The sequence below is a fragment of the Nesterenkonia sp. F genome, assembly GCF_000220985.1.
Lineage (GTDB): Bacteria > Actinomycetota > Actinomycetes > Actinomycetales > Micrococcaceae > Nesterenkonia.
Genome location: NZ_AFRW01000079.1, coordinates 38,392 through 61,271 on the forward strand (window position 1 = coordinate 38,392; position 22,880 = coordinate 61,271).

Sequence of the window (22,880 nt, forward strand, 5' to 3'; positions counted from 1 at the left end):
GACCGGCTGCCGTCAGTCGAACAGCAGGAACACTGCGGCCATGACCGCTGTGGCCGTCGGGATCATCAGCAGCCGGATCCGCTCGGCCCAGGCGACGCCGCGCCGTCGGCGATCGCGCTCCGCGGCACCGTCCCACGGAGTCAGCAGCATGTCCTGCTCCGGGTCGCGGGCCTCGCGCCGGACCAGGATCAAGTCCCAGAGCACCCCGGCGAGCAGCACGACGACGCCGACGGCGATGCTCGGCCCGGCCGGTGCGGCGAGCAGCTCCTGGCGCACCAGGATCGTCGGCGCGACGATCAGCGCCACCGACAGCGGGGCGATCACGGCGGCCTTCCACCGCGGCCCGGCCAGCGCGCCGAGCGTCTTCTCCGGCCAGAGCCCCAGCGCGAGGATCACTGCCACCAGCACGACCGCGCTGACCAGCGCACCGACGGTCACCGTCATGGCCTCCCCTGCCGCCAGTGCCGGAGCGGCGGTGACGACGGCGAGCATGCCGGCCAGCTGCACCAAGGTGGGCAGCGTCCGGCGCAGCACGGCCGCCGTCGCCTGCTGCTCGGTCTCCGGCAGGCCCATGCTGCGCGCATACTCGGCGGCCTCGCCGAAGGACGCGGCGGCCGATTCGCCGCTCTCGGCACAGTGGGAGTCGACTTCGGCGAGCGCGGCGCCGATGTCCTCGCCGGCGACGCCGCGCAGCCGCAGCTCGACGATGAAGTCGCCGACCCACTGGCGGTCGACGTGCGGTGCCAGCGTCTCCTCCAGGGGACGTGCGTCGGCGGAGCGGGAGCGGGTCATGGCGTCTCCTCCTGCGGGGCGAGGATGTCTGCGGTGGTGGCGACGAACTGGTGCCAGTGCGCGCGGCGGGCGGCGAGGTCGGCGCGGCCGGCATCGGTGAGCAGGTAGTACTTCCGCCCCGGGCCGCCGTCGCCGGGGCGCCAGTCGACGTCGACCCGGCCGGACTGCTCGAAGCGCGTCAGCAGCGGATAGAGCGTGCCGCCCTTGACCGTGCCCAGCCCCTCGTCGGCCAGGCGCGCGGCGATCTCATAGCCGTAGGTCGGGCCGTCGGCGAGGATGCGCAGCACGCAGAGCTCGAGGACGGCGCGCAACCACTCGGAAGGCCATTCCGACGGCCGTTCCTCCGGCTCGTGAGGCGTCGAGGTCATGACTAGATCGTACGACTGACTAGTCAGTCTGGCAACCTAGTCGCGCGAGGCCGGGAACATTCGGGACGCCACCCGTGTTGATGGTTGTTGCAACAACCATTCGGCGGGGACATCCCCGCCAGACCCAGCGAGGCCCGCCATGTCACACACCTCCCCCGCCTTCGACCGCCCCGACGCCGAGCGCGTCATCAACCCGGCGACGGCGATGGACGCGGTCACCCTGCACGTGGGTGACCTGGAAGTCATGTCCGAGTACTACGCCACAGCCCTGGCGATGGTGCCGCTGCAGGAACGCAGCCGCGGCCGCGAAGTCCACCGGGTGCTGGGGCGCGGCACCACTCCGATGGTCCGGCTGGGCCACACTCCGGAGCTGGATGCTGTGGATCCGCGCGAGGCCGGACTGTTCCACACTGCGTTCCTGGTCGAGGACGAGGCGAGCCTGGCCGCGACCGTATACCGCGCCGCACAGCACCCGCTCTCGCAGTTCGTCGGCTCGGCGGATCACCTGGTCAGCGAGGCCTTCTACTTCACCGACCCGGAGGGCAACGGGATCGAGATCTACCGGGACCGGCCGCGCGAGGCCTGGGAGGTCCACGACGGGCGGGTCGCCATGGACAATCTGCGGCTGGATCCGCAGCAGTATCTGCGCGATCACCTGGATCAGGGCGTCCTCGACGCCGGGGCTGAGCGGGCTGGAGTGGTCGGCCACGTCCATCTGCAGGTCGGCGACGTGGAGCGGGCACGGGAGTTCTATATCGGCGCGCTGGGCTTCGACCCGACGGCGGACTGGCCCGAAGTACTCTTCGCCTCGGCTGGCGGGTACCACCATCACGTAGCCATGAACACTTGGAACAGCCGCGGCGCCGGGCCGCGCGCCTCGCGACTGGGGCTGGGCGATCTGGCGATCACCGTGCCGCAGCGCGAGGACCTGGACGCGCTGGTCGCCCGCTACCGCGCGGCCGAGCTGGACTTCGACGACGACGGCCGCCGCGTGGTCACTCGCGACCCCTGGGGCACCCAGGTCTCAGTGGCGGTGCCCGGCACCGAGACCGAGGAGCTGCTCGAACGGTGACCAGACGGCACACCGGCGCGCTCACTGCGCTTGGCCGGCCAGCCAGCCCTCGACTGAGGGACCGATGAGCTCGGCACCTTCGGGCGCGAGCAGCGCTCCTTCGGCCAGCGCGGGCATCGCAGTCTCGACAGTCCGCACTGGCCGATCGTCACCGCGGGCGGCGAGGTAGCGCTGCGTGAGCTCCGGCAGTCGCAGGGTCTCCGGCCCGGCCAGCGAACGGCGCGGCAGACGCGAGTGGGCGGCGTCGTGCAGGGCCTCAGCGACGGCGGCGACGGCGATCGGCTGGATCAGCCAGTCCTGGACGGTGACCTCGTAGTCGCCGGTCGTCACTGCGGCGGGATTCATCGCGAACTCGTGCCACTGGGTGGTGGCGATGATGGTCGCCGGGAAGCCGCTGTCGTGGATGACCTGCTCCTGGGCGCGCTTGGCCAGGTAGTAGGGGAACTCGTCGAAGGCCGGGTCGTGGATGGCGCTGATCGACAGGTAGACCAGGTGCTCGACGCCGGCGCTGCGGCAGGCCTCGATCAGCCGACTCGTCGCCTGAGCGTAGACTTCGACGAGATCAGCCTCGGGATCCGGCAAGCGCGGGTTGGAAGCATCGATGGCGACGTCGACGCCGGCCAGCGCGGTGGTGAGCCGTTCACCGGTGAGCAGGTCCACGCCGGCGGAGCGGGAGACCTCGACGACGTGGTGGCCGCGTTCTCTGGCCAGCGCGACGGTCGGCACCCCGGCAGTGCCGGTGGCTCCGGCGACGGCGATCCGCATGGTGGCTCCCTCCCCGATGATGTGGCTGATCGACAAGCCGATCCGCTCAGCGCGTCCTGCGGCCACGCTAATGCGCGCAGGTCGTTACCGGCCAGAGTTCCGGTCGGGCCGAGGACCGCCGGCCACCACTATCGACGTGTCAGAGGCCGCGCGTACTGTGACATCCACGACTCATCGGCCACCAGCCGGCGCTTCGCACCCGGCGGCCGAGAGTGCCGACGAGTCGCCGCAGATCACCACGCGCACCTGGATGAGGAGCTTGGAATGTCCCACGACGACGAGCCGACCCGCCCGATCCCGCCACAGTCTCCCCCGCCCGACGCCGGCGGGGGACCCGGACAGCCCGCCGGACCTCCACCGGCCGGCGGGCCGCCCCCGCCCGGACAGCCGCCCGGCCCGCCGGCGCAGATGCCTCCGCCTCCTGGGCCGGGCGGACCCGCCGGACCACCTCCCGGGCCTCCCGGTCCTCCCGCTCCGATGGGACCGCCGCCGCCCATGCCGCCGCAGCCGCCGATGGGTCCGCCGCCCGGCTCGGCGCCAGAAACGAAGAAGCGCCGCCGGTGGCCGTGGGTCGTCGGCGTGGTCGTGGCCTTCATCGTGGGCACCACGCTGGGCGGCGCGGCGTCCGCGGATCCAGAGCCTGAAGTCGTCACCAAGACCGAGACGATCACGGAGACCGAGACTGAAGAGGTCGAGGTCCCGCCTGCTGATCTCGAAGAGCAGCAGCAGGCTGCCGACGAGCGTGGCTCGGAGCTGGACACTCGCGAAGAGGAGCTCGACACCCGTGCCTCCGACCTCGACTCCCGCAGCTCCGACCTCGATACCCGGGAAGAGGACCTGGACACCCGCGAGGAGGAGATCTCGACGCAGGAGACCGAGGTCGAGGAGAACACGATTCCGGGGACAGGCGTGTACATCGTCGGCGAGGACATCGAAGCCGGCACGTACAGCACCGACGTCACCGGTATCAACTGCTATTGGGCCCGCCTCTCCGGAACGGGCGGAGATTTCGACGACATCATCACCAACAACAACGTCTCCGAGGGGCAGGCTCTGGTGACAATCGCCGAGTCCGATGTAGCGTTCGAGACGAGTGGATGCGGTGAGTGGACTCTGCGGTGAGTGGACTCTGCGGTGAGTGGACTCTGCGGTGAGGCGGCAACACGGTGCGGCCGGGGCCCGGAGGCTGGGCGCCAGGTCTCTGCCGCACCGCATCCCCGCAGGCATCCGACGGCCTCGCTGCCCGGGGCGCTTTGCGCCTCGGCCGGCGGGTATCACCACCACGTGGCGATGAACACCTGGAACAGCCGGGCCGCGCGCCTCGCGGCTGGGGCTGGGTGATCTGACGATCACGGTGCCGCAGCGCGAGGACCTGGATGCGCTGGTTGCCCGCTACCGCGCGGCCGGGCTGAGCTTCGACGACGACGGCCGCCGCATGGTCACCCGCGATCCCTGGGGCACCCAGGGCTCCGTGACCGTGCCCGGCACCGAGACGGAGAGCTGCTCGAGCGGTGACGGCTGTGGCGGGCCGGGCGCTCACCGCGCCTGGCCGGCCAGCCATTCCTCGACCGACGGGCCGACGAGCTCGGCGCCTTCCGGCGCGAGCATCCCGCCCTCGGCGAGGGCGGGCATCACAGCCTCGACGGTGCGCACCGGCCGATCGTCGCCGCGGGCAGCGAGGTAACGCTCGGTGAGCTCGGGCAGCCAAAGGGTCTCCGGTCCGGCCAGCGAGCGGCGCGGCAGGCGCGAGTGCACGGCGTCGTGCTGGTCGAGTCACTTGGCCACGCGTCGGCGCGAAATCCCATCGCCACGGCGATATCCGCCAGCAACCAGCCCTGCTAGTGTCGCTTGACGATCCTCCAGCGAGCGTAGACGGTGGTGCGGGCCTTACGGTGGGACACGAGAGCCACTTGTTCACGGATGCCTTTACGCGTCACATCCCACCCAGGGAACTCTCACCGCGCCAACCCCATGGCGCGAAGGTCACCAATGTCCTGGCTCAGTACATCTAGACTAGACTGACACGATCCGACAGTCGGACGAACGGCGGGGAGGGGAGACCGAAATGAACAACATTGACTTTGCAGCCTTGACTCGACTGTTCTCCCCAACCGTCTATCGAGAGCTTGCTCAGTCTGGCACCTCGGCGCTCTTTAGCCGCTTGACCAAGCGTTCTGGTCTGCTAGGTCAACGCAATCGCCCCACAACGGTTGGACAGACTTTTGATACCGCCTTCAAAATGCTCCAAAATACTGGATATCGCGACGATTACGTTTATCGATCCGCGCTCGTTAGACGCATACTGCTTGGGCGACATTCACTAAGAACCGCTACGCTTATTCAGGAAATGCGCGTCGAGACGTCAAAAGCAGATGCTGTCGTACTTAACGGAACTTCGACCGCATACGAAATTAAATCTGATCGCGACTCACTTGGACGACTAGGAAGCCAACTCGACAGCTACCGAAAAGTATTTGCTTCCGTTTGCGTTGTCACAAGCGAACTTCATCTTGACCAGGTTCAGAATATCGCACCGGAGGATGTCGGAATCCAGCTCCTGACGAGACGCCAACATCTCCACACTGTCAGGCGACCCACCAACGCCCCGGAACGTCTCACACCGACAGCCATACTCGAAAGTCTTCGCGCAGACGAAGCGGCAGCAATTCTCAGAAACTTGGGGATAGAAGTACCTGACGTCCCGAACACGAGACTCAGGACGACGCTGCAGGATCTATTCAGTAGTCTCGAGCCAGCCACCTTGCATAGAGAGATGGTTGCGACTCTCAGAACAACTCGATCGCAAGCGCACCTAGCCGAGTATGTAGACAGCATTCCGAGCTCGCTGAAGGCGATCGCCCTAACCGTAGAACTGAAGGAGAACGCTCGGGCTCGCTTCGCCGAAGCGCTTCACACACCCACTGAATCCGCTCTAGCATGGAGTTGAGAGAAAGAGTGTATTACCCCTACTTCCGAGGCAAACAGTTCGAACTGCTGGCTGTACGTGAGCTGGCCCCGCTGATGGCCGCAGCTAACTTTGTGCCGATCATCGAGCCTGTACGCGAATCCCTGACAGGTCTGCGCCGGTCCCTCGACGCCATAAAAGATAAGGGCGGGCGCGCTTTTGTCGTCACGAATCCACGCCACGGACACTTCAGCGACGACCGCGGTACGATCAAGTCCTTGACTGACAGCTATCAGGAATCTGGATCTATTCTGCCTGGAGTGATCCTCCACTCCGATCTTGACACCGACGAAGCTGTTCATCTCACCCAGAATGTCCAAGAAGGTGGCGCCATCATCCATGATGGCTTCACAGACGGGCGCGCCATCAAGGACCACCTCGCCGGACACCGCGGGCACCTGACGAATATTTTCCAAGACCGGCAGGTGGGGCTTCTTTACCGAAGTCAGTTTCAGAACATGGAGAGCAAACTTGTAATCCTCCAGGATGGATTTAATCAACAGAGAAACGCCGACTATCCAGCTGTAGAACTCTTTTCGGACCTTCACGCCACCTATCAGGACCGAGGACTTTCTGGATACGGCGATTACCTGACCGTCGGGAATCAATATACTGAAGGCGGTGGCCCTGCTTATGCTGTGGCTATCCACCTCACATATATCGACAGAGCCGGTCTCAACGAGATGCAAGTTCTCCACTTTAAGTCTGACTCTAACGATACGCCCACTGACCCCGCCGGAAAGTTCGCGCAAGCTCTCACGAAGCTTGCGGACTATGTGACCAGTCAAGAGTCTCAGGTGACCCGCACCAGTGCAGTAGAGGAGTTCCTCGACCTCCACCAGAGGCGGCATTTCCCCGGACTGGGATACGTTAAGAAGCTATCCATGAAACACCACGTTGAAACTCTCGCTCAATTTCACGGCAGCTCCTCGTGACAGGCCGTTTCTGCTGTGCTGACTGCTTTGGAGACAAGGGACTAAGAGACGATATAATCCCATCTCGCTCCGAAAAAGTTGGCTACTGCAACTATTGCGGCACTGAGAACACACTTGTCATCTCCCCCGTCACGCTCCGCGTCTGGTTCGAGATGGTCCTGGATGTATACGAAGAGGATCCTGCAGGTTCTCCAATGCTGCAGCTTCTACGATGCGACTGGGGCCTGTTCGATGAATCGACGATTGACGAGGCTTCCGCTACTGAACTCCTTAAGGATATACTGCAGGACCAACGCCTGCATCAACGGCTATACTCTCCCGCGAATAGGTCGGCAAGTGAAGGCCTTGAGCAATGGAAACGACTCCGCGAGGAGATGCTTCACCGAAACAGATGGTTCCTCCCCAATCCACTCGACCCTGACCGAATTCGAGAGTGGCTTGGGCATCTAATTGCCGACCCTTCCCTCCTGGATCGGTCCTGGTTCCGCGCCCGCCTGTTGGACCGCAGCTCCGCTTTCACGGCGGACGAAATGGGAGCCCCACCCCCGCAGCTTGCCCAGCACGGTCGAGCGAATCCGGCCGGCATCCCCTATCTCTATCTTGGCTCCACCCCAGACACGGGCGTTGCGGAAATTCGTCCCCACAGAGGCGAACGAGTCTGTGTTGCAAAGTTTGAGCTGAGAGGCGCGGGTAACTTTATTGATCTAAGGGACCCACGGCCGACGGCCTCTCCCTTTATCGTGGAAGATTCCGATCAAGTGCAAAGGCTTTATGACGATCTGCCGCTTTTGGAGCATCTAGGACAGGAGCTCACCAGGCCTGTGCTCCGACAAAGTACTGATTTCGACTACACGCCAAGCCAGTTCCTTTGCGAACTCATAAAGAGCACTGGGTTCGATGGGGTCCTTTATGGAAGCTCCGTGAGTAACGGAATTAATCTCGCCGTTTTTGACCCGGAGAAAGCTTCAGCTATTGGAGTCGAAGTACGAGAAGTATCCAAGGTGCAAGTAGAGACATCGAAGTATATACCTTTGGCGAATGGTTAGTCTCCGCTATGGCGCGATTTCAGAACTCGACGACCCGCATCTATTCGAGATGCGAATATTCACCATGAAATGGGCGCAAAAAGGCCTCATCACCCTTGCTTTGAAGCCTGTCCGCACGAAACTTCTGTATCGCCACCCGAGGAACATACCGTGCCATGTAATCACGTAGGTGAGGATCGCACACGTAGATTAGCGTGCCCTTGATCCCCCTAGTCAGCAGGACACGGTATATGTTCTGCACGTAGTCGAGGATATCCTCGTCGGTGTATTGGATACCCAGCTTCTTGTTGTTCTCTTTGCCTTTGGTGTCGAAGTAGTTCGAGCGGTCGAAGTAGACCTGTCCCGTCGCGGGGTCGTAGCGCAGGTCTGGCCCAATGATCACACCGGCGTAGTTGAGATCGTACCCCTGGAGCGTATGGATAGATCCGACTTCTTCCAAGGCGTTCGGGGAGTTCACCCAGTCGACGTCGGTGCTGTTCCAACAGAACTTCACCCCGTCGAGTTCGAAGTCGTAGGCGGCGCCGTCGCTCTTTGTCACCCAGTCCCAGGCGTAGCCGGCAGCCATACGCGCCAGACCGTGTTCAGCGTCAAGCTGGCGAATCCGGGCGTACATATGGGAAACATCGGTATACATGCAGAACTCGTAGTCGCCGACAGGAGCTGGAGCTCGTTCTTCTCCTCGGAGCAGTCGACGGATATGGGGCATGTACTCGTCGCCGGCGTTAAGCCGAAGCTGGGACGCCAGCGTCACGTGCTTCCCCGTTGTCTTCGCTTCGTTCACGAGCCCATCGATTCTCTCGCGGGAGAGATCCGCGGGACGCACGGTCTGTTCCGCATCCAGGAGAAGGACCTGGTGGTCACTCTTCTGCCGAACCCAGTCGAGCTGAGTGTAGCTCGGCGAGTCCTCTCCGAAGAGCTTCTCATTGATATCGCCGAAGTCGCGGTTCCGAATTCCTGAGGATTGATTGGCCCGCTGATTGAGCCGATGAGTCTCGTCGACGATGAGGAGCGAATAGTGCTGGTCGCTCTTGCCCAAGGAGAAGGGGTCGAGAACCATCTCCTTCGACAGCTGAGGCGTTCTCTTGAAGACGGCTTGGATGGACTTCCGAAGTGCCTGCTGCGGCACGACTAGGCCGATGGTGAAGTCTTGCAGCGCCTCCCGGAACTCCGGGGTGAAGAACTCGGAGAACCGACTGTCCCCTTCGAGGTCTTCCGCGATCTCCTCATCAGTGACGGTCGCAATGTCGCTCAACAGCTTCATCAGGTATACAGCAACCACCGTCTTGCCAGTGCCAGGGTCTCCCTGGATGACCAACGAACCTGGGTCAGTGCCTGACTCCACATTCGAGCGCAAGGCCCGCAGCAGGTCCTCAACAGCGAGCGCCTGCTCGGGCGTCAGCGTCTTGAAGGGAGACAGTTTGAAGAGGTCCGAGTTCTCGATCTCCGGGATGCTTCGTTCGAAGATCTCCGCTTCACGGAGTGCTTCGAAGATCTCGGGGAACTCGCCTCGATACGTCTCACGGTCGTGGTAATCGGCATCGACGATGCCGTGGTTCCGATTGATGACCTCATACTTGCCATCGCCGGCGAGCCATCGGATCAGATGAGACTCGAGGTCTAGAGCCGCCGACTTGTTGAAGTGCTCGTGCAGGAGGAGACGCACCAGTCGCATTTCGCGTTTGCTCTCAGATGCTTGATGCTGGCGGATGCGACTAGTCGCACTGAGAGTCTCGCCTACGTAGATCTTCTTCCCGCCGTTCAGCGCGTAGACGACCGGCCAGTTCTTGAGTCGGGCATCGTCGTTCTCAGGGAGCGGTTCCCGCATGGAGAACTTGCGAATCTCAAAGGCGGTCATATTTGGTGCTCCGCCCACGTGACTTGTCGGCCGGGTACTTCTCTCTGGTCCGCTGAAGCTTCTGCCGCACGATCTCTTCCGGGTCCAGGCGGAGACGGTCGGCGAGCAGCAGGCAATAGGTCAGCACATCTGCGAGCTCGTCCCGGACCTCGGCAGATGAATAGTCGGTGCCCGACCATTGGAAGCACTCGAGCAGCTCACCAGACTCAATGGAGATGCTCTTCGCCAAGTTCTCTGGAGAATGGAACTGGCTCCAGTCGCGTTCGGCGACGAAGTCTCTGAGCTGGTGCGTGACGTCATCCACGCGATTCACGCTATCAGCAGGGACAGCCGACCTGTCCGGACCATGAACTTGGACGCCAGATTGGCTCCGTCCGTCCTACCCCACCTCGTCAGCCAGCACCCACGCCTGCTGCAGCGGGATCTCTCGACGCACCCACTCAGGCAACTGCGGGTAGACGTCGAACAGCTCGTCCAGCAGATTCTCCGCATCCCAGACGCGCATCGTCAGCCGGTCGGTGCGAATCTCTCGCTGCGCGTCCTTGGTGATGCCGCCCCAGGCCATCAGCAGCCCTTGATCCGAGCGGTTCTGCAGCATCGCGCCCTGCAGACCACGCACCACCGGAGCTGCCACCTGGGTCTCCTCGGACTTCACCTCCACAATGAGCGTCGGCGAATCGAGTCCCAGGGGTCCTGATCCAGCCAGGATGTCGACTCCCTGATCGGCACCTTCCGGAGAAACGTCGCAGACGAAGCCGCGGACTTCGAGGATTGCGGCCACCAGATGCGTCAGTCGGTGTCCCTTGAAGTTCTCCGAGACATGCACTCGCACGCGGTCGCGAATGGTCTCCAACGTCGGCCCCAAGTTCTCCGGCGCCACGTCGGAGACTTCGTCGTCGGTCTGCGCGTCTGACGGTGACGCGGCGACCGGCGCAGCCTTCTGGGACCCAGGATCGGGGTGCCCGTCCATCATGGCGCGCAGTCGAGCCTCGGCGCTGTTCCGCGACGCTCGGAAGATGGTCATGCTGCCGCCCAAGGTGAAGAGCAGATCGCCCTTGAACTGGGCGCGCGGCACGTCATCGCGCACCCACTCGACCGACGCTGTATGCGGCAGGATTGAGCCAGAATGGTGCTCATATCCACGGATGCACCGACCGATGGCCACTGTCTTGGTGATCTTGCGCGGCAGGATGATCAGATCGCCAGGCTCGACTTGGCGGAGTCCCCAGAGCTGGGCCGCGTGATTGGCGATCGTGCCGGCACTCGACTGCGGCATGGACTGCGTGACCACGTCGCGGACTTCGTCCCGCGAGGAGCACTCGCTCAAGTCGGGCACCTCGCCCCAACCACCGCCGGCGACGCCTTCCTCCAAACACCACTGCTCCGCCTCGCCGTGACGTCCAGCCCGCATCACCCAAGCCGTCATCGATCCTCGCTCTCGGTCCATCGATCAGTGCTGGTCAGCACCTGCCGTCGGCGCCAGTCTATGGGCGAGTGATGACACCGCGACGCTTCAAGACACCTGGGTCCGTTGACTCGACGAGCAGTGACCACGACTGTCCGCTCCACGTCAGAGCCACTTCTCCCTCACCTCCCGGACACTTTCCCGTCGCCTCGCTCCCCTAGACTCCGCCAGGATCATCCGCCTGCCCGGGCCGCGCGCCGTCGTGCCGTCGTGCCGCCCGCCGACAGGATCCGCGCACCCTGACCCGAGACTGTGAGGAGCCCTGTGGGACACCCCTTGCGCAGCACCGCGGCGATGGCCGCCGCCGTCGTCATGACCGGCACCGGCGTGGCCGCCGCCTCCGCCCAGAGCACCGAGGAACCGCCCGTAGCCGCCGATGCGGCGTCGTCGCTGGTGTTCAACGAGATCGAGTCCAACGGCGACACCACCGACTGGGCCGAGCTGTACAACACCGGCGAGGAGCCGATCGACCTGTCCGGATTCCACTTCCGCGACGACGATGACGACCACGACTACGTGCTGCCCGAGGGCTCGGTGATCGAGCCGGGCGGGTTCTTCGTCATCGACCAGCCGCTGGACGGCGAGGCCGGCTTCGACTTCGGCCTCGGCGACCCCGACGCCGCCCGGCTCTTCGCCGCCGACGGCTCCACGCTGCTGGCCTCGACCAGCTGGCAGGAGCACGCCGAGGTCACCTACGCCCGCTGCCCCGACGGCGCCGGCGAGCTCCGCCAGACCACCGCCTCCACCAAGGGCGAGGCCAACGACTGCAGCCTGCCGCTGGCCATCAACGAGGTCTCCGCCGGCGAAGAGGGCTTCGTCGAGCTGATCAACATCGGCAGCTGGGACGCCGAGCTGGAGGGCACCGAGCTGAACAGCCTCGCCACCGGCGAGACCGTCGACTCCCAGAACCTCTCCGGCACACTGGCCGCCGGCGAGCGCACTGTGGTCGAGGGCCTGGAGGTCGCCTCCGCCGAGGCGGTCGAGCTCGTCCAGGATGGCGAGACCGCGCTGGATGCCGCCGACTGGTCCGAGGCCGGTTCCGCCGCGGTCACCGAGACCAGCTGGGGCCGCTGCCCCGACGGCGACGGCGCCTTCGAGCAGACGCGGGAGGCCACCGTCGGCGCGATCAACTCCTGCGCTGGCATCGCCCCGGTGGAGTCCTGGCCGGGAGGCGCCGACGTCGCCGTCGCCGATGAGGCCGACCTGGTCGGCGAGGACCTCAGCGGGCTGTACCACCAGTCCGGCGAGGACGACTCCACCGGCACCCTGTGGGCGGTGGAGAACGACGGCGGCACGCTCTTCCAGCTCACCGAGCACGAGGACGGCACCTGGCGGCCGGTCGAGGGCTGGGCCGCAGGCCGCACGCTGGGCTACCCGGACCACGAGGGCACGGTCGATGCCGAAGGCGTGACCATGGACGGCGAGGGCGCGGTCTACGCGGCCAGCGAGCGCGACAACGACGCCGGGTCGGTCAGCCGCCCCTCGGTGCTGCGCTACGAGCTCGGCGGCGGCGACGGCGAGACGCTGACGGCCACCGACGAGTGGAACCTCGCCGAGGACTTCGAGGGCCTGGGCGCGAACCAGGGCCTGGAGGGCGTGACCTGGGTGCCCGACGAGTGGCTGACCGAGGCCGGCTTCGTCGATCAGAGCACGGGAGCGGCCTACGACCCGGCGGCCTACCCCGACCACAACGACGGACTGTTTGTCGTCGGCGTCGAGGGCACCGGCTCGATCTACGCCTACGCGCTGGGTGTGGACGGCTCCGCCGAGCGGATCGCGACGATCGAGCCCTCGCTGGACGTCGTCGCCGAGGTGCAGTTCGACGCCGAGCGCGACCAGCTCTGGGCGGCCTGCGACGACGCCTGCGACGGGCGGATCACCACCCTGACCGTCGACGACACCGGGGCCTTCGCCGAGGAGTCCTCCTACCAGCGGCCGGAGGGCATGGAGAACCTGGCCAACGAAGGCTTCGCGATCGCGGCGGCCGACCAGTGCACCGACGGGACGGTGCCGACCTTCTACGCCGACGACGGCGATGAAGGCGACCACTCGTTGCGCACCGGTACGTTCCCGTGCCCGGATTCGGATGACTCGGACGACTCCGACGACTCCGGAAAGCCGGAGTCCCCGGGCCGCTCGGGCCAGGCGCCCGGCCACACCGGTGAGGCTCCGGGGCACTCGGGTGACGCGCCGGGCCGCTCCGGCGATGCGCCCGGCCGCTCGGGCGAGGCTCCGGGCCGGTCCGGCCAGGCGCCCGGCCACGCCCGCGACTGAACGACTGCGGCGTCGGTGGTGTGCGGGACTCGACCCCGCGCACCACCGACGCCGCTCACTGCGCCGGACTCACCGATTCCCCGATGGACTCGGCGTCGAGCGCCTCGGCGATGCCGCGCAGCTGGGCGGCGGTCACCGCGCCGAAGGCCGCCAGATCCAGCAGAGTGACCCCGCCGGGGACGTTCACCGTCTCAGTGCGCACCAGATCCGGAGCCCAGGCCTCCACGGCCCGCGCGCCCTCCGGGACGGCCAGCAGCTCCGGCAGCGGCCGGCGCGCGACGACGTCGGGCAGCGCCTCGGCGGCCGGCAGCGGTTCGGCCACCGACGCCGCGCGCTCGGCATGCTCGGCGACCAGCAGATGCTCGGCGGTCACCTCGCCCTCGGCCGGGATACCGAGCCGTTCGAACTGGCTGCGCGGCGCCTCGGAGGCGCGCAGGGCCTCGACCAGCATCCGCGCCATGCGCAGCTCGAGCTCATCGTCCTGCAGCGGATGCTCCTGCCGCGGGTCGGCCTCCAGGTCGTAAAGCAGCGTGCCGTGTCGCCAGGAGTTCAGCCAGCCGGCCGCCGTCGGGATCCGCATAGTGCGCACCTGCTTGGTGAAGCTGAACGGTTCGGCCGGCTCCCAGTCGGTGAGCTCCTCCGGGGCGAAGCGCGAGCGCATATGGGTGGGCATCAGCGTGAACTCCTCCAGCGGCTGGTTCTCCGCGGAGACGCTGGAGCGCATATAGACGAAGCGGCCATCGGTGATGTTCACGTGCCCGCCGTGGATGCCGAAGAGGGCGGCCTCCCGGCCGGCGTCGACACCCCGACCTGCGCCGGCGTCGTCGCCCGCGCCGTCGTCGTCGGACTGCCTGGCTCCACCCCCGGCGTCCGGGCCGACGACGGCGAGGTCACGGCCCTGCATGTCCTCAGTCGGCTCCAGGTCGAAATAGCGCAGCATCGTCGGGGCGATGTCGATGGTCTGGGCCAGGTCCCCGCGGCGGGTGTCGGCACCGCCGGTGCGCGGATCCCAGAGGAACATCGGCAGGTGCACCAGCTCGTTGAACCACGGCTGGACGGACTTCGCCCACCAGCCGTGCTCGCCGAGCAGGAAGCCGTGATCGGTGTTGACGATCAGCAGCGTGTCCTTCCAGAGGTCATGGGCGTCCATCGCGTCGAGCACGCGGCCCAGGGTGTCGTCGCACATCGACACCAGCGAGGCGTACTCGCGACGGGCGCGCTCGGCCTGATCCTCGGACTCGGTGACCTTCTGGTACCCCGGCCAGTCGAAGCGCTCGGCGCGCATCTGCTCGGCGTCCAGGTGCTGGGAGCGGTAATCGTCATGGGTGAAGAACGGCTCATGCGGGTCGAAGAGCTCGATCTGCAGCATCCAGTCGTCGTCGGCAGCGTTGACGTCGAGGAAGTGCAGTCCGGCGTCGACGGTGCGGGTCTGGGTGTGCTCGGCAGTGGTGGGCATGTAGGTCCGGTTGACGGCATCCTGGCCGCGAATCGCCGTCTTGAAGTCCGCCCCGGCGACGCCGGCGGAGACCACGCCCTTCCATGGGTCGCCCTCCTGCCCGCGGAAGCACTCCCAGGTGGTGTACCGAGTGTGGAAGGTCCCGCCGCCGTCCTCCCAGTAGTGGGGGTGGTCCGAGACCAGGTGCGTGTGGATGCCCGCATCGCGCAGCATCTGCGGCATCGAGTCGTCGAAGGGCTCCAGCGGGCCCCAGCTGCGATGCAGGAAGTTGTACCGGCCGGTGTGCATCTCTCGGCGGGCGGGCATGCACGGCATCGAGCCGGCGTAGAAGTTCTCGAACGTCGCCGCCGAGGACGCCAGCCGCGCGAAGTTCGGCGCGTCGACCATCGTGCCCCGGTAGGCCGGCAGCGCGTGCCGATTGAGGCTGTCGAACATCAGGATGATCGCCTTCACGAGTCCACCTCCACTGTGTAGTGCTCCGGGACCAGGCTTTCTCGCGCGGCCTCCAGATCGTCGGCAGTGGCCAGGACCTCGCGCAGCCGGGCGAGCCGGGCGACGTAGGAGTCTTTGGCCACGGAGTTGGTGTAGTGCACCGCGTCGTTCATGAAGTCGGCCAGCGCGACGTCGAAGTCCGTGGCCGGCTCGCGGTGCTCGGTGCGGTCGCGATGGCGGAAGGTCCGGATCTCCTCGGTGCGCACCGAGATCTCGGTGTCGAGCAGGTGCAGCAGCTGCTCGCGGGTCATGAAGCCGGCGAAGGCCAGCCGCGCGTGGAACTCCGGATCCTCATAGCGCGTCGGCGGGGTGTACGGACCCGTCAGCCAGTCGAGGAAGACCGTCACGCCTTCCTCGGTGAGGGCGTAGCGCTTCGCATCCGTGGCTCCCGGCCGCGGCTCGACGGTGTGCTCGGCCCACCCGCGGTCCTCCATGGCCCCGAGCGTCCGGTAGACCTGGCTCATCTGGGTGTTCGACCGCAGGAAGCGCAGCTGGGTGTCGATGACCTTCTTCAGGTCGTAGCCCGTCCTCGGCCGCGTGGCCAGCACGCCCATGAGCAGATGCTCGAGTTTCATCGCAGACCTCTTCGGCGTCGAATGATGCACGTCACGCACCACAGCATGACACAAGTGTCATGCGCTGGCGAAACGTCGGCGAGTCGAACTGCTCGCCGCCGGCGCCGCTCACACAGGACGCCCGCCCGTGATGCTCTTCACAGAATCGCGTTGACGAAGGATGCGACTTGTGACATGGTCTCGTGCCATAGCCATGAAACTTGTGTCATGGATCACCGCGATGAGTCAAGATCCCTGAGGGAGGAGCGCCCGTCATGAGCGTGGAGACGACCCCGAGAACCAGCAGCGCCCCAGTGCCCCACCGATGGCGGAACCTGTTCACCCTGACCGGCTCCACCGCCATCGACAGCACTGAGCAGAGCGCTATCAGCACGATCTTCCCCACGATCGCCTCCGCGCTGGGACTCAACAGCGGTCACCTGGGCATCATGACCGCCGCCGGCAAGATCGCCTCGGCTCCCGCCGGCCCGGCCTGGACCTGGCTGGCCGCCCGAACCTCGCGGAAGTTCGTACTGGTGACGACGTCACTGGTCGGCGGTCTCTTCGGCGTCGCGGCCGGCTTGAGCCACGAGTTCTGGATGCTGCTCGTCTTCAACACCCTCATGGCGGCTTCGCTCGTCGGAGGATCACCCGTCGCCAACGCCTTCATCATGGACTGCTTCGAGGACCGGCGTCGCGGTCAGGCCATGTCGGTCCTCTACGGCGTCGCAGCAGCGATCGGCTCGTTCACCGGGCCATTGCTCGGACTGTTCACCCAGCTCGACGACGGCTGGCGGATCGGCCTGTTCACGATGGGCGCGATCGCCATCGCCGCCGGCCTGGCACAGTGGGTCCTGATCCGCGACCCGGGGATCGGCGCCTCCGAACCCGAGCTGGGAGACCTCGACCAGACGAAGCGCGGGTCCGAGCGAGCCGATCTGGCCTCGATCCTGAGCCTCTTCCGGGTGCCGACGTTCTCGATCATGATGCTCTCGCGGATGCTCTCCGGCCACCTGCTGATCACCGTCTTCGGCGTGACCTTCCTGGTCGACGAGCGCGGCTTCGACAACGCGACCGCCTCCATCGTGCTGGTCCCGTTCGGGCTGGGATACCTGGCCGGCATCTTCGGCGGCGGCGCCGTGCTCGCCCGGCTCGACGACGTCCTCCCCCACCGCGGCCGGGTCTGGTACATCCAGGCCGCCCAGGTGCTCTTCGCCGTCGCCGCACTGATCGGCACCCAGTCCGAGGCGACGTCGATCTGGTACTACGCCACCTTCTGGGCGCTGATGGGCGCCTGCCAGGGCATGAACCCGCCGGTGAACCGGCCGATCATCTCCTCGGTGATCTCACCGCACCAGCGCGGCCAGGCGATGGCCATCTTCATCACCGTCTTCGAGACGCTCGCCTGGGCGGCCTTCTCGCTGGGCGCCGGCCAGCTGGCCGAGGTGCTGAGCATCGAGGGCGTATTCTTCTGGGTCCTCGGCGTGATGATGATCGTCAATGCCCTGGTGCTCGGGCTGCTCCACCGCACCTACCCCCGCGACTGCGTCCGCATGGCCGGACTGCTCAACGCCCAGCGCGACCGGGCGATGCAGCGCCGGGCAGACGCCGACGTCGACGACTGATCCGTTCTCCCCTCTGCGGCGCACAGAGGAGTCCCCCTCATCGACCTCATCGACCTCATCGACGCGGAGCAGGAACCTTCAGTTCAGGGATCGTGCGACGCATGAACTGATCGAAGTGCGGCACCGTGAATGCGGCATACCCATGCTTCGGCGCATACAGAAGCCCGGTATCGATCAGGGCTTTGCGAGTGGGAGCGATGTTCTGCGACGTACGCCCCATGACACCAGCCACATCCGCCACGCGCTGGGCGTCCGGGCCGAGCTCCGCCATCGCGCGGAGGTAGGCCTGTTGGAGAGCTGTTGCACGATCGAGCCGCACGCGGAAGAAGGAGCTGTCCAGCTTCCCCTCGTAGAGAGGCCAGGCCTCGCGCACATCGTCTGCTGTCACCGGCGACGTGCTCGCCGACTCCCAGATGGCGTACCCGAGCTCCTGGATGAAGTAGGGATAGCACCCGGTGATCTCCAACGCGAGGTCCAGTGCCGCGGCCTCGAAGGTGACCTCCTCGTCGGCCGCGGGCTCGCTGAACGCCAGCCGAGCATCGTCCTCATCCAGATAGCCGATCTCCGGGAACTTGAAGAGACGCTCGGCGTACGATTTGGCGTCTCCGGCGAGCTCGGCGACCTGCGGCAGGCCGGCGCCGACCATCGTGATGGGCAGCTTGCGTTGGATGGTCTTGTGCAGAGCAGCGATCAGCGCTTCGAATTGGTACGACTCCAGGAACTGGACTTCGTCGACCAGCAGGACAACACCCCGGCCCTTGTCCTGTGCCGCTGCCCCCACAGCGACCAGGAGGTCGGTGAGATCCATGGAGAGATCACCGTGGTCGGCGAAGCCCTCTGCCGGCTCGACGTCCAGACCCGCCGTCCACTGCCCCTCGGGATCCACCGAGAGAGTGAACGACTTCAGAACTGAGACTGCGTGTTTGAAGGCATCGGTCCACTGCGCCTTCGGGGACAGCTCGTGCAGCGCTGTCCGCAGCCTGGCGGAGATCACGCGGCGGAAGGCCGCCTCGTCATGCTTCTGGACCTCCATCTCGACGACAGCCCAATCCTGGGCCAGCGCCTTGCCCCGGAACTGATGCAGCAGGACGGTCTTCCCCACCCCGCGCAGACCAGTGATGATCATGGACTGCTCGGTACACCGCCGCGCCAGCCTCGCCAGCAACATGACGAACTGCTTCAGCTGATCATCACGACCGACGACAGCCTGTGGCTCCGCGCCGGCATTGGGCGTATACGGGTTGCTGAGTGAGTCCATGCACTGGGTCTTATCAAAGTTATCCGACTTTATCTCCGACAGATAAAGTCCCCTAAACTTCATAAGACGAGCTCGTCAGCGGGCGCCAGTGGTGATGACGGCCGCTGTGTTGGAGGCACATCGGCCCGCCGGCATCCCAGAATCATCTGGGGCACCGGCGGAGCCGATTCCTGCGCTGACGCCTGCGGCGCCGCTGCTGTCAGGACGTGCTCACTCCACCTCGAGCGTCCAGTTCCCGTCGGCGGAGACCGTGATCAGCGACGGCCCCTCCTGCAGCGCGACCGAGCCGTCATAGGTGCCGATCTCATTGATCAGCAGACCCAGCTCGAACGCGCTGCCGGTGTCCTCGGAGACGGTGAAGTTGCCCGACCCGTCGTGGGTGGCGTGCAGCGTGCCGGCGTCGCCGTCGTAGCGGTAGACGCCGTCGCCGGAGCCCGACTCCGGCATCGCCTCGGCCGCGGTGAACGGCTGCAGCTGCAGGCTCCAGTCGCCGTCGGCGGAGATCTCCAGCGAGGTGCCCTCGGACATCGCGGAGATGCCCCAGGCCGAGTCGCCGGAGTAGGAACCGATGGTGTTGACCAGCAGCTCACCGGTGGACTGGTTGGACTCGTCCAGCACGGCGATCGAGAAGTTGCCCGAGCCGCTGTGCTCGGCGGTGACGATGCCGCCGGTCGCGCCCTCGCGCAGCGAGATCACGCTGTCACCGGAGCCCGACTCCTGGACGGCGTCGAACTCGCCGTACTCCTCGGTGATCCAGGCCGCGTCGCCGTCGTCGGAACTCTCCTGCTCGGCGGACTGCTCGGAGCCCTCCTCTGCGGCCTCCTCTGCGGCCGCGTCGTCGGACGACGCCTCCTCAGAGCCGCCATCGTCGGTGGCCTCGTCCTCAGTGGCCTGGTCCTGCGCGTCCGCGCCGCCGGCGTCGGCCTCGGCCTCGACGTCGGAGGCGACGTCCTCGGCGACCTGCGCGGTGGTGGCGCCGATGACGATCCCGGAGATGGCCCCGACCACCACGAAGAAGCCCGTCACCGCCCAGGCGACGACATGCGCCGGCCGGGTGCCGTCCAGCGGCTGGCCCTGCTTGTCCCGGGTGGCACCGACGAGCACCATGATCAGGTCGATCAGGTACCAGATGCCGAGGCCGCCGAAGGTGACCAGCTTGAGCAGGCCGGTGCCGACCTTGCCCAGGTAGAACCGGTCGATGCCGAGCCCTCCCAGCAGCCAGGACAGCAGCCAGGTGGCGATGAAGGACTTGCGCGGCGCCGTGGGCGCGGCGCCCGGATACTGGGGCGGGTGCTGAGTCATGAGGTCTCCTCACATCGGTGCGAATGACGGCAGGCCCCCTCGTCGCGGCGATGGGTGGCGACGAACCTGCCGACCGTCGAGCTCTGTCCTCGAACGGTCCGCATCACGCTACGGATGGGCACTGACACGGATTCCGACGCAGCTGGTCCACGATGCCGGGCGGTCGGTGTGTCAGCGGTCGGCCGTACGGTGCGGGGCACACCATGCGCACTGTGAGGAGCAACTATGACGGCATCGCCGCAGAATCCCCAGGACACGCCCGACGCTCAGCACCCGGGGCCGTATCCCGGGCCCGAGTCGTCGGGACAGCCGACGGCATCGACGAGTTCCGCCGCTGAGCATCATTCCCGGACGGTGCCGCTGGTGCGGCTGGTCCGCACCGTCTGGCTGACCACCGTCGCCGTGGTGCTCGCCGTCGTCTTCTTCAGCACGGCTCCATGGGACGACGCCGGCGACGACGATCTCAGCTGGACCGCGGACATCGAGTCCGCTCAGAGCATCCGGGACCTCAACGAGGAGAGCGTCTCCGGAGCGCCACAGCAGGCCGTGGCCAACGGCTGACACACCGCCGACCTGCTCGAACTGCAGGTCACGCAGGCCACCGAACTGGCCGAAGACTCGCGCGAGCTCGCCCGCGCCCAGACTGACGGCCTGACCTCCATCGCCGCGCTGGTGCTGATCCTCGGCCTCGGCATCCTCGGCGACATGGCCCTGCGCCCCTGGGACACTTCCACCCGACGTCCTCGACCTGCTTACAGTGAGGCATGACCACTCCCCAGGATCACTCCCCCGCCCCGGCCGACTCCCCCGTCGAGGTGCCGGTGACCGCGCGCGAGACGCTGCGCGCCGCGCCGATCTTCGACCTGGTCGAGGAGACCTTCACCTTCGACGACGATCAGCAGCTCACCCGCGCCTACCTCTCCCACCCCGGCGCCGTCGCCGTGCTGCCGGTGGACGAGCAGGACCGGGTGCTGCTGATCGGCCAGTACCGCCACCCGGTGCGCATGCAGCTCTGGGAGATCCCGGCGGGTCTGCTCGACGTCGACGGCGAGCCGATGCTCGAGTGCGCCCAGCGCGAGCTGGCCGAGGAGGCCGACCTGCAGGCGGAGACCTGGCACACGCTGGTCGACTACTTCACCACCCCTGGCGCGTCGAACGAAGGCATCCGCATCTACCTGGCCGAGGGGATCTCCTCAGTACCGGACGCGGACCTCCACACCCGTGAGGGCGAGGAGGCCGGCATCGTGCCGACCTGGGTGCCGCTGACCCAGGCCGTCGCGGCGGTGCTGCGCGGCGAGATCCACAATCCCAGCGCAGTCGCCGCCGTGCTGGCGCTGCACGCGGTGCGCACCGGGGCCGGCACAATGCGCGACGCGCGGGCGCCGTGGGAGCACCAGCCGCGCGGCATCGCGCCGTGAGACGCACGGCGGGCCTTCTCACCTCGCACCGGGAGGGAATTCCCGACGCCGAGCGGTTTCGAATATTTCGACGGAGACGTATCCTGAAGACATGATGACCGCACCCGCCCGCGAACGCACCACTGTGGCGCCGAACCCCATCCATGAGGACGAGGTCAAGAAACTTGCGCAGTTCCTGCAGGGCGCTCCATCCGCCGAAGGGCGCCAGGCCCCGTATTTGGTGTCCCCCACAGGAGAGCGCCAGGAGATCCCTGCTGATGTCTTTGCGATGCTCACCCACATCGTGGAATCGCTGTCGGCCGGTCGTGGTGTCTCCGTCGTACCCACCAACGTTCAGTTGACCACCCAGCAGGCGGCGGATCACCTGGGCATGTCGCGACCGACGCTGGTCAAGCTGCTCGAGCGAGGAGACATCCCCTTCACCAAAGTCGGCCGGCACCGACGCGTGAAGCTCGAGGATCTCATCGAGTACGAGAACCGCGCCCGGCACGATCGGCGTCAGGCCCTGGATGCGCTCACCGCTGACGAGACCGACGAGGGCACCTACTTCACCCAGCCTGGGTCGACCGCCACGAGGTGACCCGTGGCGTTCCCTGTCCTCGTCGACGCGTGCGTGCTCGTCCCCATGGCGACGACCGACCTTCTGCTGCGCATGGCCGATGCGAGACATTTCCGGATCCTGTGGTCCCAGGAGATCCTCGCGGAGGTCGAGCGGAACCTCATCGAACAGCTGGGGCTGACGCCCGAGCAGGCACGTCGACGGGTCTCGACGATGCACGATCATTTCCCCGACGCACTCGTCGAGGACTACTCCAACCTGATCCCGGCGATGACGAATGATGAGAAGGATCGACACGTGCTCGCCGCAGCAGTCCGAGCGAATGCCGAACTCATCGTCACCTTCAACGGGAAGGACTTCCCCACCGCCTCAGTCGACCCGTACGAGATCGACGTCCGATCGCCGGACGATTTCCTCCTCGACCAGCTGGACCTGCACCCGGAAGGCGTCCTGCAGGTCACGCATGACACCGTCGGCGCCATGAGGAATCCTCCGAAGACCTGGGACGAGTACCTGGACTTTCTCCACGGCCCCGGCCTGCTGCCGCTCTTCGCCACGGAACTGAAGCGCCTGGACGCCGATCGTCGCTGAGAAGCGCCTGACACCGCCGCACCGCGAAGCCGACGCGGAGATGCCGACGGATGCGCCATGGTGAGCCATGCTTCCGGCTGGCCCGCAC

The 22,880-nt window shown here is 66.2% G+C and carries 22 protein-coding genes and 1 pseudogene; 12 read left to right on the plus strand and 11 right to left on the minus strand.

Annotation, left to right across the window (positions count from 1 at the left end):
* Positions 1–12: 12 nt before the first annotated feature.
* Together GU5_RS0106530 and GU5_RS0106535 are read right to left on the minus strand one after the other, a co-directional pair.
* The gene (locus tag GU5_RS0106530; RefSeq protein WP_010524780.1) at positions 13–792 is read right to left on the minus strand and encodes a hypothetical protein; all 780 of its coding nucleotides are present in this window, start codon (positions 790–792) and stop codon (positions 13–15) included.
* Entirely contained in the window at positions 789–1,160 is a 372-nt protein-coding gene (locus tag GU5_RS0106535; RefSeq protein WP_010524781.1) for a PadR family transcriptional regulator, read from the minus strand. The genes GU5_RS0106530 and GU5_RS0106535 overlap by 4 nt, the downstream gene beginning before the upstream one ends.
* Positions 1,161–1,299: 139 nt before the next feature.
* Here GU5_RS0106535 and GU5_RS0106540 point away from each other — a divergent pair, with 139 nt between their 5' ends.
* Positions 1,300–2,232 carry a VOC family protein gene (locus GU5_RS0106540; protein WP_010524782.1) on the plus strand — a complete coding sequence of 311 codons (933 nt, stop codon included), beginning with the start codon at positions 1,300–1,302 and terminating at the stop codon, positions 2,230–2,232.
* A 21-nt stretch (positions 2,233–2,253) separates the two neighbouring features.
* Here the strand turns inward: GU5_RS0106540 and GU5_RS0106545 are convergent, their stop codons facing one another.
* Complete coding sequence (locus GU5_RS0106545; protein ID WP_010524783.1) at positions 2,254–3,033, minus strand: SDR family oxidoreductase; 780 nt, start codon at positions 3,031–3,033, stop codon at positions 2,254–2,256.
* Positions 3,034–3,576: 543 nt separating this feature from the next.
* On the opposite strand from GU5_RS0106545, the gene GU5_RS17010 reads away from it, so the two are divergent.
* Both GU5_RS17010 and GU5_RS17580 read left to right on the plus strand, forming a co-directional pair.
* A complete protein-coding gene (locus GU5_RS17010) occupies positions 3,577–4,119 on the plus strand; it encodes a hypothetical protein (protein ID WP_010524784.1) in 543 nt (180 codons plus the stop codon).
* Positions 4,120–4,239: 120 nt separating this feature from the next.
* Positions 4,240–4,495: pseudogene (locus GU5_RS17580) on the plus strand (VOC family protein); the annotation flags it as partial.
* Between the two features lie 38 nt (positions 4,496–4,533).
* Here the strand turns inward: GU5_RS17580 and GU5_RS17250 are convergent.
* Positions 4,534–4,752: a hypothetical protein gene (locus GU5_RS17250; protein ID WP_010524785.1), complete on the minus strand. Its 219-nt coding sequence runs from the start codon at positions 4,750–4,752 to the stop codon at positions 4,534–4,536.
* A gap of 484 nt (positions 4,753–5,236) precedes the next feature.
* Here GU5_RS17250 and GU5_RS17860 point away from each other — a divergent pair, with 484 nt between their 5' ends.
* From GU5_RS17860 to GU5_RS17865, 3 genes are all read left to right on the plus strand, one after another.
* Positions 5,237–5,944 (plus strand): sce7726 family protein, encoded by a 708-nt coding sequence (locus GU5_RS17860; protein WP_369750461.1) that lies wholly within the window; start codon positions 5,237–5,239, stop codon positions 5,942–5,944.
* 8 nt (positions 5,945–5,952) lie between these two features.
* Positions 5,953–6,897, plus strand: a complete 945-nt coding sequence (locus GU5_RS16715; protein WP_083830343.1) for a sce7725 family protein — start codon at positions 5,953–5,955, stop codon at positions 6,895–6,897.
* A 374-nt stretch (positions 6,898–7,271) separates the two neighbouring features.
* A complete protein-coding gene (locus GU5_RS17865; protein ID WP_369750463.1) occupies positions 7,272–7,943 on the plus strand; it encodes an RES family NAD+ phosphorylase in 672 nt (223 codons plus the stop codon).
* Between the two features lie 40 nt (positions 7,944–7,983).
* Here the strand turns inward: GU5_RS17865 and GU5_RS0106565 are convergent, their stop codons facing one another.
* The 3 genes from GU5_RS0106565 to GU5_RS0106575 all read right to left on the minus strand — a co-directional run bounded on the left by GU5_RS0106565 (position 7,984) and on the right by GU5_RS0106575 (position 11,224).
* Complete coding sequence (locus GU5_RS0106565) at positions 7,984–9,798, minus strand: DUF2075 domain-containing protein (protein ID WP_010524787.1); 1,815 nt, start codon at positions 9,796–9,798, stop codon at positions 7,984–7,986.
* Positions 9,785–10,102 (minus strand): nucleotide pyrophosphohydrolase, encoded by a 318-nt coding sequence (locus tag GU5_RS0106570; protein ID WP_010524788.1) that lies wholly within the window; start codon positions 10,100–10,102, stop codon positions 9,785–9,787. Before GU5_RS0106570 ends, GU5_RS0106565 begins: the two co-directional genes overlap by 14 nt.
* A 75-nt stretch (positions 10,103–10,177) precedes the next feature.
* Positions 10,178–11,224, minus strand: a complete 1,047-nt coding sequence (locus tag GU5_RS0106575; protein ID WP_010524789.1) for a restriction endonuclease — start codon at positions 11,222–11,224, stop codon at positions 10,178–10,180.
* A gap of 303 nt (positions 11,225–11,527) precedes the next feature.
* On the opposite strand from GU5_RS0106575, the gene GU5_RS14390 reads away from it, so the two are divergent.
* Entirely contained in the window at positions 11,528–13,537 is a 2,010-nt protein-coding gene (locus tag GU5_RS14390; RefSeq protein WP_139084350.1) for a lamin tail domain-containing protein, read from the plus strand.
* A 55-nt stretch (positions 13,538–13,592) separates the two neighbouring features.
* On the opposite strand, the gene GU5_RS0106585 is transcribed toward GU5_RS14390, so the two are convergent.
* Both GU5_RS0106585 and GU5_RS0106590 read right to left on the minus strand, forming a co-directional pair.
* On the minus strand, positions 13,593–15,446 hold the full coding sequence (locus tag GU5_RS0106585) for a sulfatase (protein WP_010524791.1): 1,854 nt from the start codon (positions 15,444–15,446) through the stop codon (positions 13,593–13,595).
* The gene (locus GU5_RS0106590) at positions 15,443–16,060 is read right to left on the minus strand and encodes a PadR family transcriptional regulator (RefSeq protein ID WP_010524792.1); all 618 of its coding nucleotides are present in this window, start codon (positions 16,058–16,060) and stop codon (positions 15,443–15,445) included. Before GU5_RS0106590 ends, GU5_RS0106585 begins: the two co-directional genes overlap by 4 nt.
* 254 nt (positions 16,061–16,314) lie before the next feature.
* Between GU5_RS0106590 and GU5_RS0106595 the strand changes: the two genes are divergently transcribed.
* A complete protein-coding gene (locus GU5_RS0106595; RefSeq protein WP_139084351.1) occupies positions 16,315–17,664 on the plus strand; it encodes an MFS transporter in 1,350 nt (449 codons plus the stop codon).
* Between the two features lie 55 nt (positions 17,665–17,719).
* Here the strand turns inward: GU5_RS0106595 and GU5_RS0106600 are convergent, their stop codons facing one another.
* Positions 17,720–18,922 (minus strand): ATP-binding protein, encoded by a 1,203-nt coding sequence (locus GU5_RS0106600; RefSeq protein ID WP_029514082.1) that lies wholly within the window; start codon positions 18,920–18,922, stop codon positions 17,720–17,722.
* A 210-nt stretch (positions 18,923–19,132) separates the two neighbouring features.
* Positions 19,133–20,224, minus strand: coding sequence for a TM2 domain-containing protein (locus GU5_RS16305; protein ID WP_010524795.1), 1,092 nt, complete (start codon positions 20,222–20,224; stop codon positions 19,133–19,135).
* Between the two features lie 225 nt (positions 20,225–20,449).
* Here GU5_RS16305 and GU5_RS17015 point away from each other — a divergent pair, with 225 nt between their 5' ends.
* The 4 genes from GU5_RS17015 (at position 20,450) to GU5_RS0106625 (ending at position 22,792) form a co-directional block, all read left to right on the plus strand.
* Positions 20,450–20,785: a hypothetical protein gene (locus GU5_RS17015; protein ID WP_010524796.1), complete on the plus strand. Its 336-nt coding sequence runs from the start codon at positions 20,450–20,452 to the stop codon at positions 20,783–20,785.
* Between the two features lie 203 nt (positions 20,786–20,988).
* Positions 20,989–21,642 carry an NUDIX hydrolase gene (locus GU5_RS0106615; protein WP_010524797.1) on the plus strand — a complete coding sequence of 218 codons (654 nt, stop codon included), beginning with the start codon at positions 20,989–20,991 and terminating at the stop codon, positions 21,640–21,642.
* A 91-nt stretch (positions 21,643–21,733) separates the two neighbouring features.
* Positions 21,734–22,222: a helix-turn-helix domain-containing protein gene (locus GU5_RS0106620; protein ID WP_010524798.1), complete on the plus strand. Its 489-nt coding sequence runs from the start codon at positions 21,734–21,736 to the stop codon at positions 22,220–22,222.
* Positions 22,223–22,225: 3 nt separating this feature from the next.
* Complete coding sequence (locus GU5_RS0106625) at positions 22,226–22,792, plus strand: putative toxin-antitoxin system toxin component, PIN family (protein ID WP_010524799.1); 567 nt, start codon at positions 22,226–22,228, stop codon at positions 22,790–22,792.
* Positions 22,793–22,880 lie beyond the last annotated feature (88 nt).

Bases quoted from the DNA above. Each gene is read 5' to 3' on its own strand.
- GU5_RS17015 (WP_010524796.1), top strand. From the start codon at position 20,450: ATGACGGCATCGCCGCAGAATCCCCAGGACACGCCCGACGCTCAGCAC.
- GU5_RS0106575 (WP_010524789.1), bottom strand. From the start codon at position 11,224: ATGACGGCTTGGGTGATGCGGGCTGGACGTCACGGCGAGGCGGAGCAG.
- GU5_RS0106530 (WP_010524780.1), bottom strand. From the start codon at position 792: ATGACCCGCTCCCGCTCCGCCGACGCACGTCCCCTGGAGGAGACGCTG.
- GU5_RS16305 (WP_010524795.1), bottom strand. From the start codon at position 20,224: ATGACTCAGCACCCGCCCCAGTATCCGGGCGCCGCGCCCACGGCGCCG.
- GU5_RS0106615 (WP_010524797.1), top strand. From the start codon at position 20,989: ATGACCACTCCCCAGGATCACTCCCCCGCCCCGGCCGACTCCCCCGTC.
- GU5_RS17865 (WP_369750463.1), top strand. From the start codon at position 7,272: ATGCTTCACCGAAACAGATGGTTCCTCCCCAATCCACTCGACCCTGAC.
- GU5_RS0106590 (WP_010524792.1), bottom strand. From the start codon at position 16,060: ATGAAACTCGAGCATCTGCTCATGGGCGTGCTGGCCACGCGGCCGAGG.
- GU5_RS0106595 (WP_139084351.1), top strand. From the start codon at position 16,315: ATGAGCGTGGAGACGACCCCGAGAACCAGCAGCGCCCCAGTGCCCCAC.
- GU5_RS0106540 (WP_010524782.1), top strand. From the start codon at position 1,300: ATGTCACACACCTCCCCCGCCTTCGACCGCCCCGACGCCGAGCGCGTC.
- GU5_RS0106535 (WP_010524781.1), bottom strand. From the start codon at position 1,160: ATGACCTCGACGCCTCACGAGCCGGAGGAACGGCCGTCGGAATGGCCT.
- GU5_RS17860 (WP_369750461.1), top strand. From the start codon at position 5,237: ATGCTCCAAAATACTGGATATCGCGACGATTACGTTTATCGATCCGCG.
- GU5_RS0106565 (WP_010524787.1), bottom strand. From the start codon at position 9,798: ATGACCGCCTTTGAGATTCGCAAGTTCTCCATGCGGGAACCGCTCCCT.
- GU5_RS0106620 (WP_010524798.1), top strand. From the start codon at position 21,734: ATGATGACCGCACCCGCCCGCGAACGCACCACTGTGGCGCCGAACCCC.
- GU5_RS0106600 (WP_029514082.1), bottom strand. From the start codon at position 18,922: ATGGACTCACTCAGCAACCCGTATACGCCCAATGCCGGCGCGGAGCCA.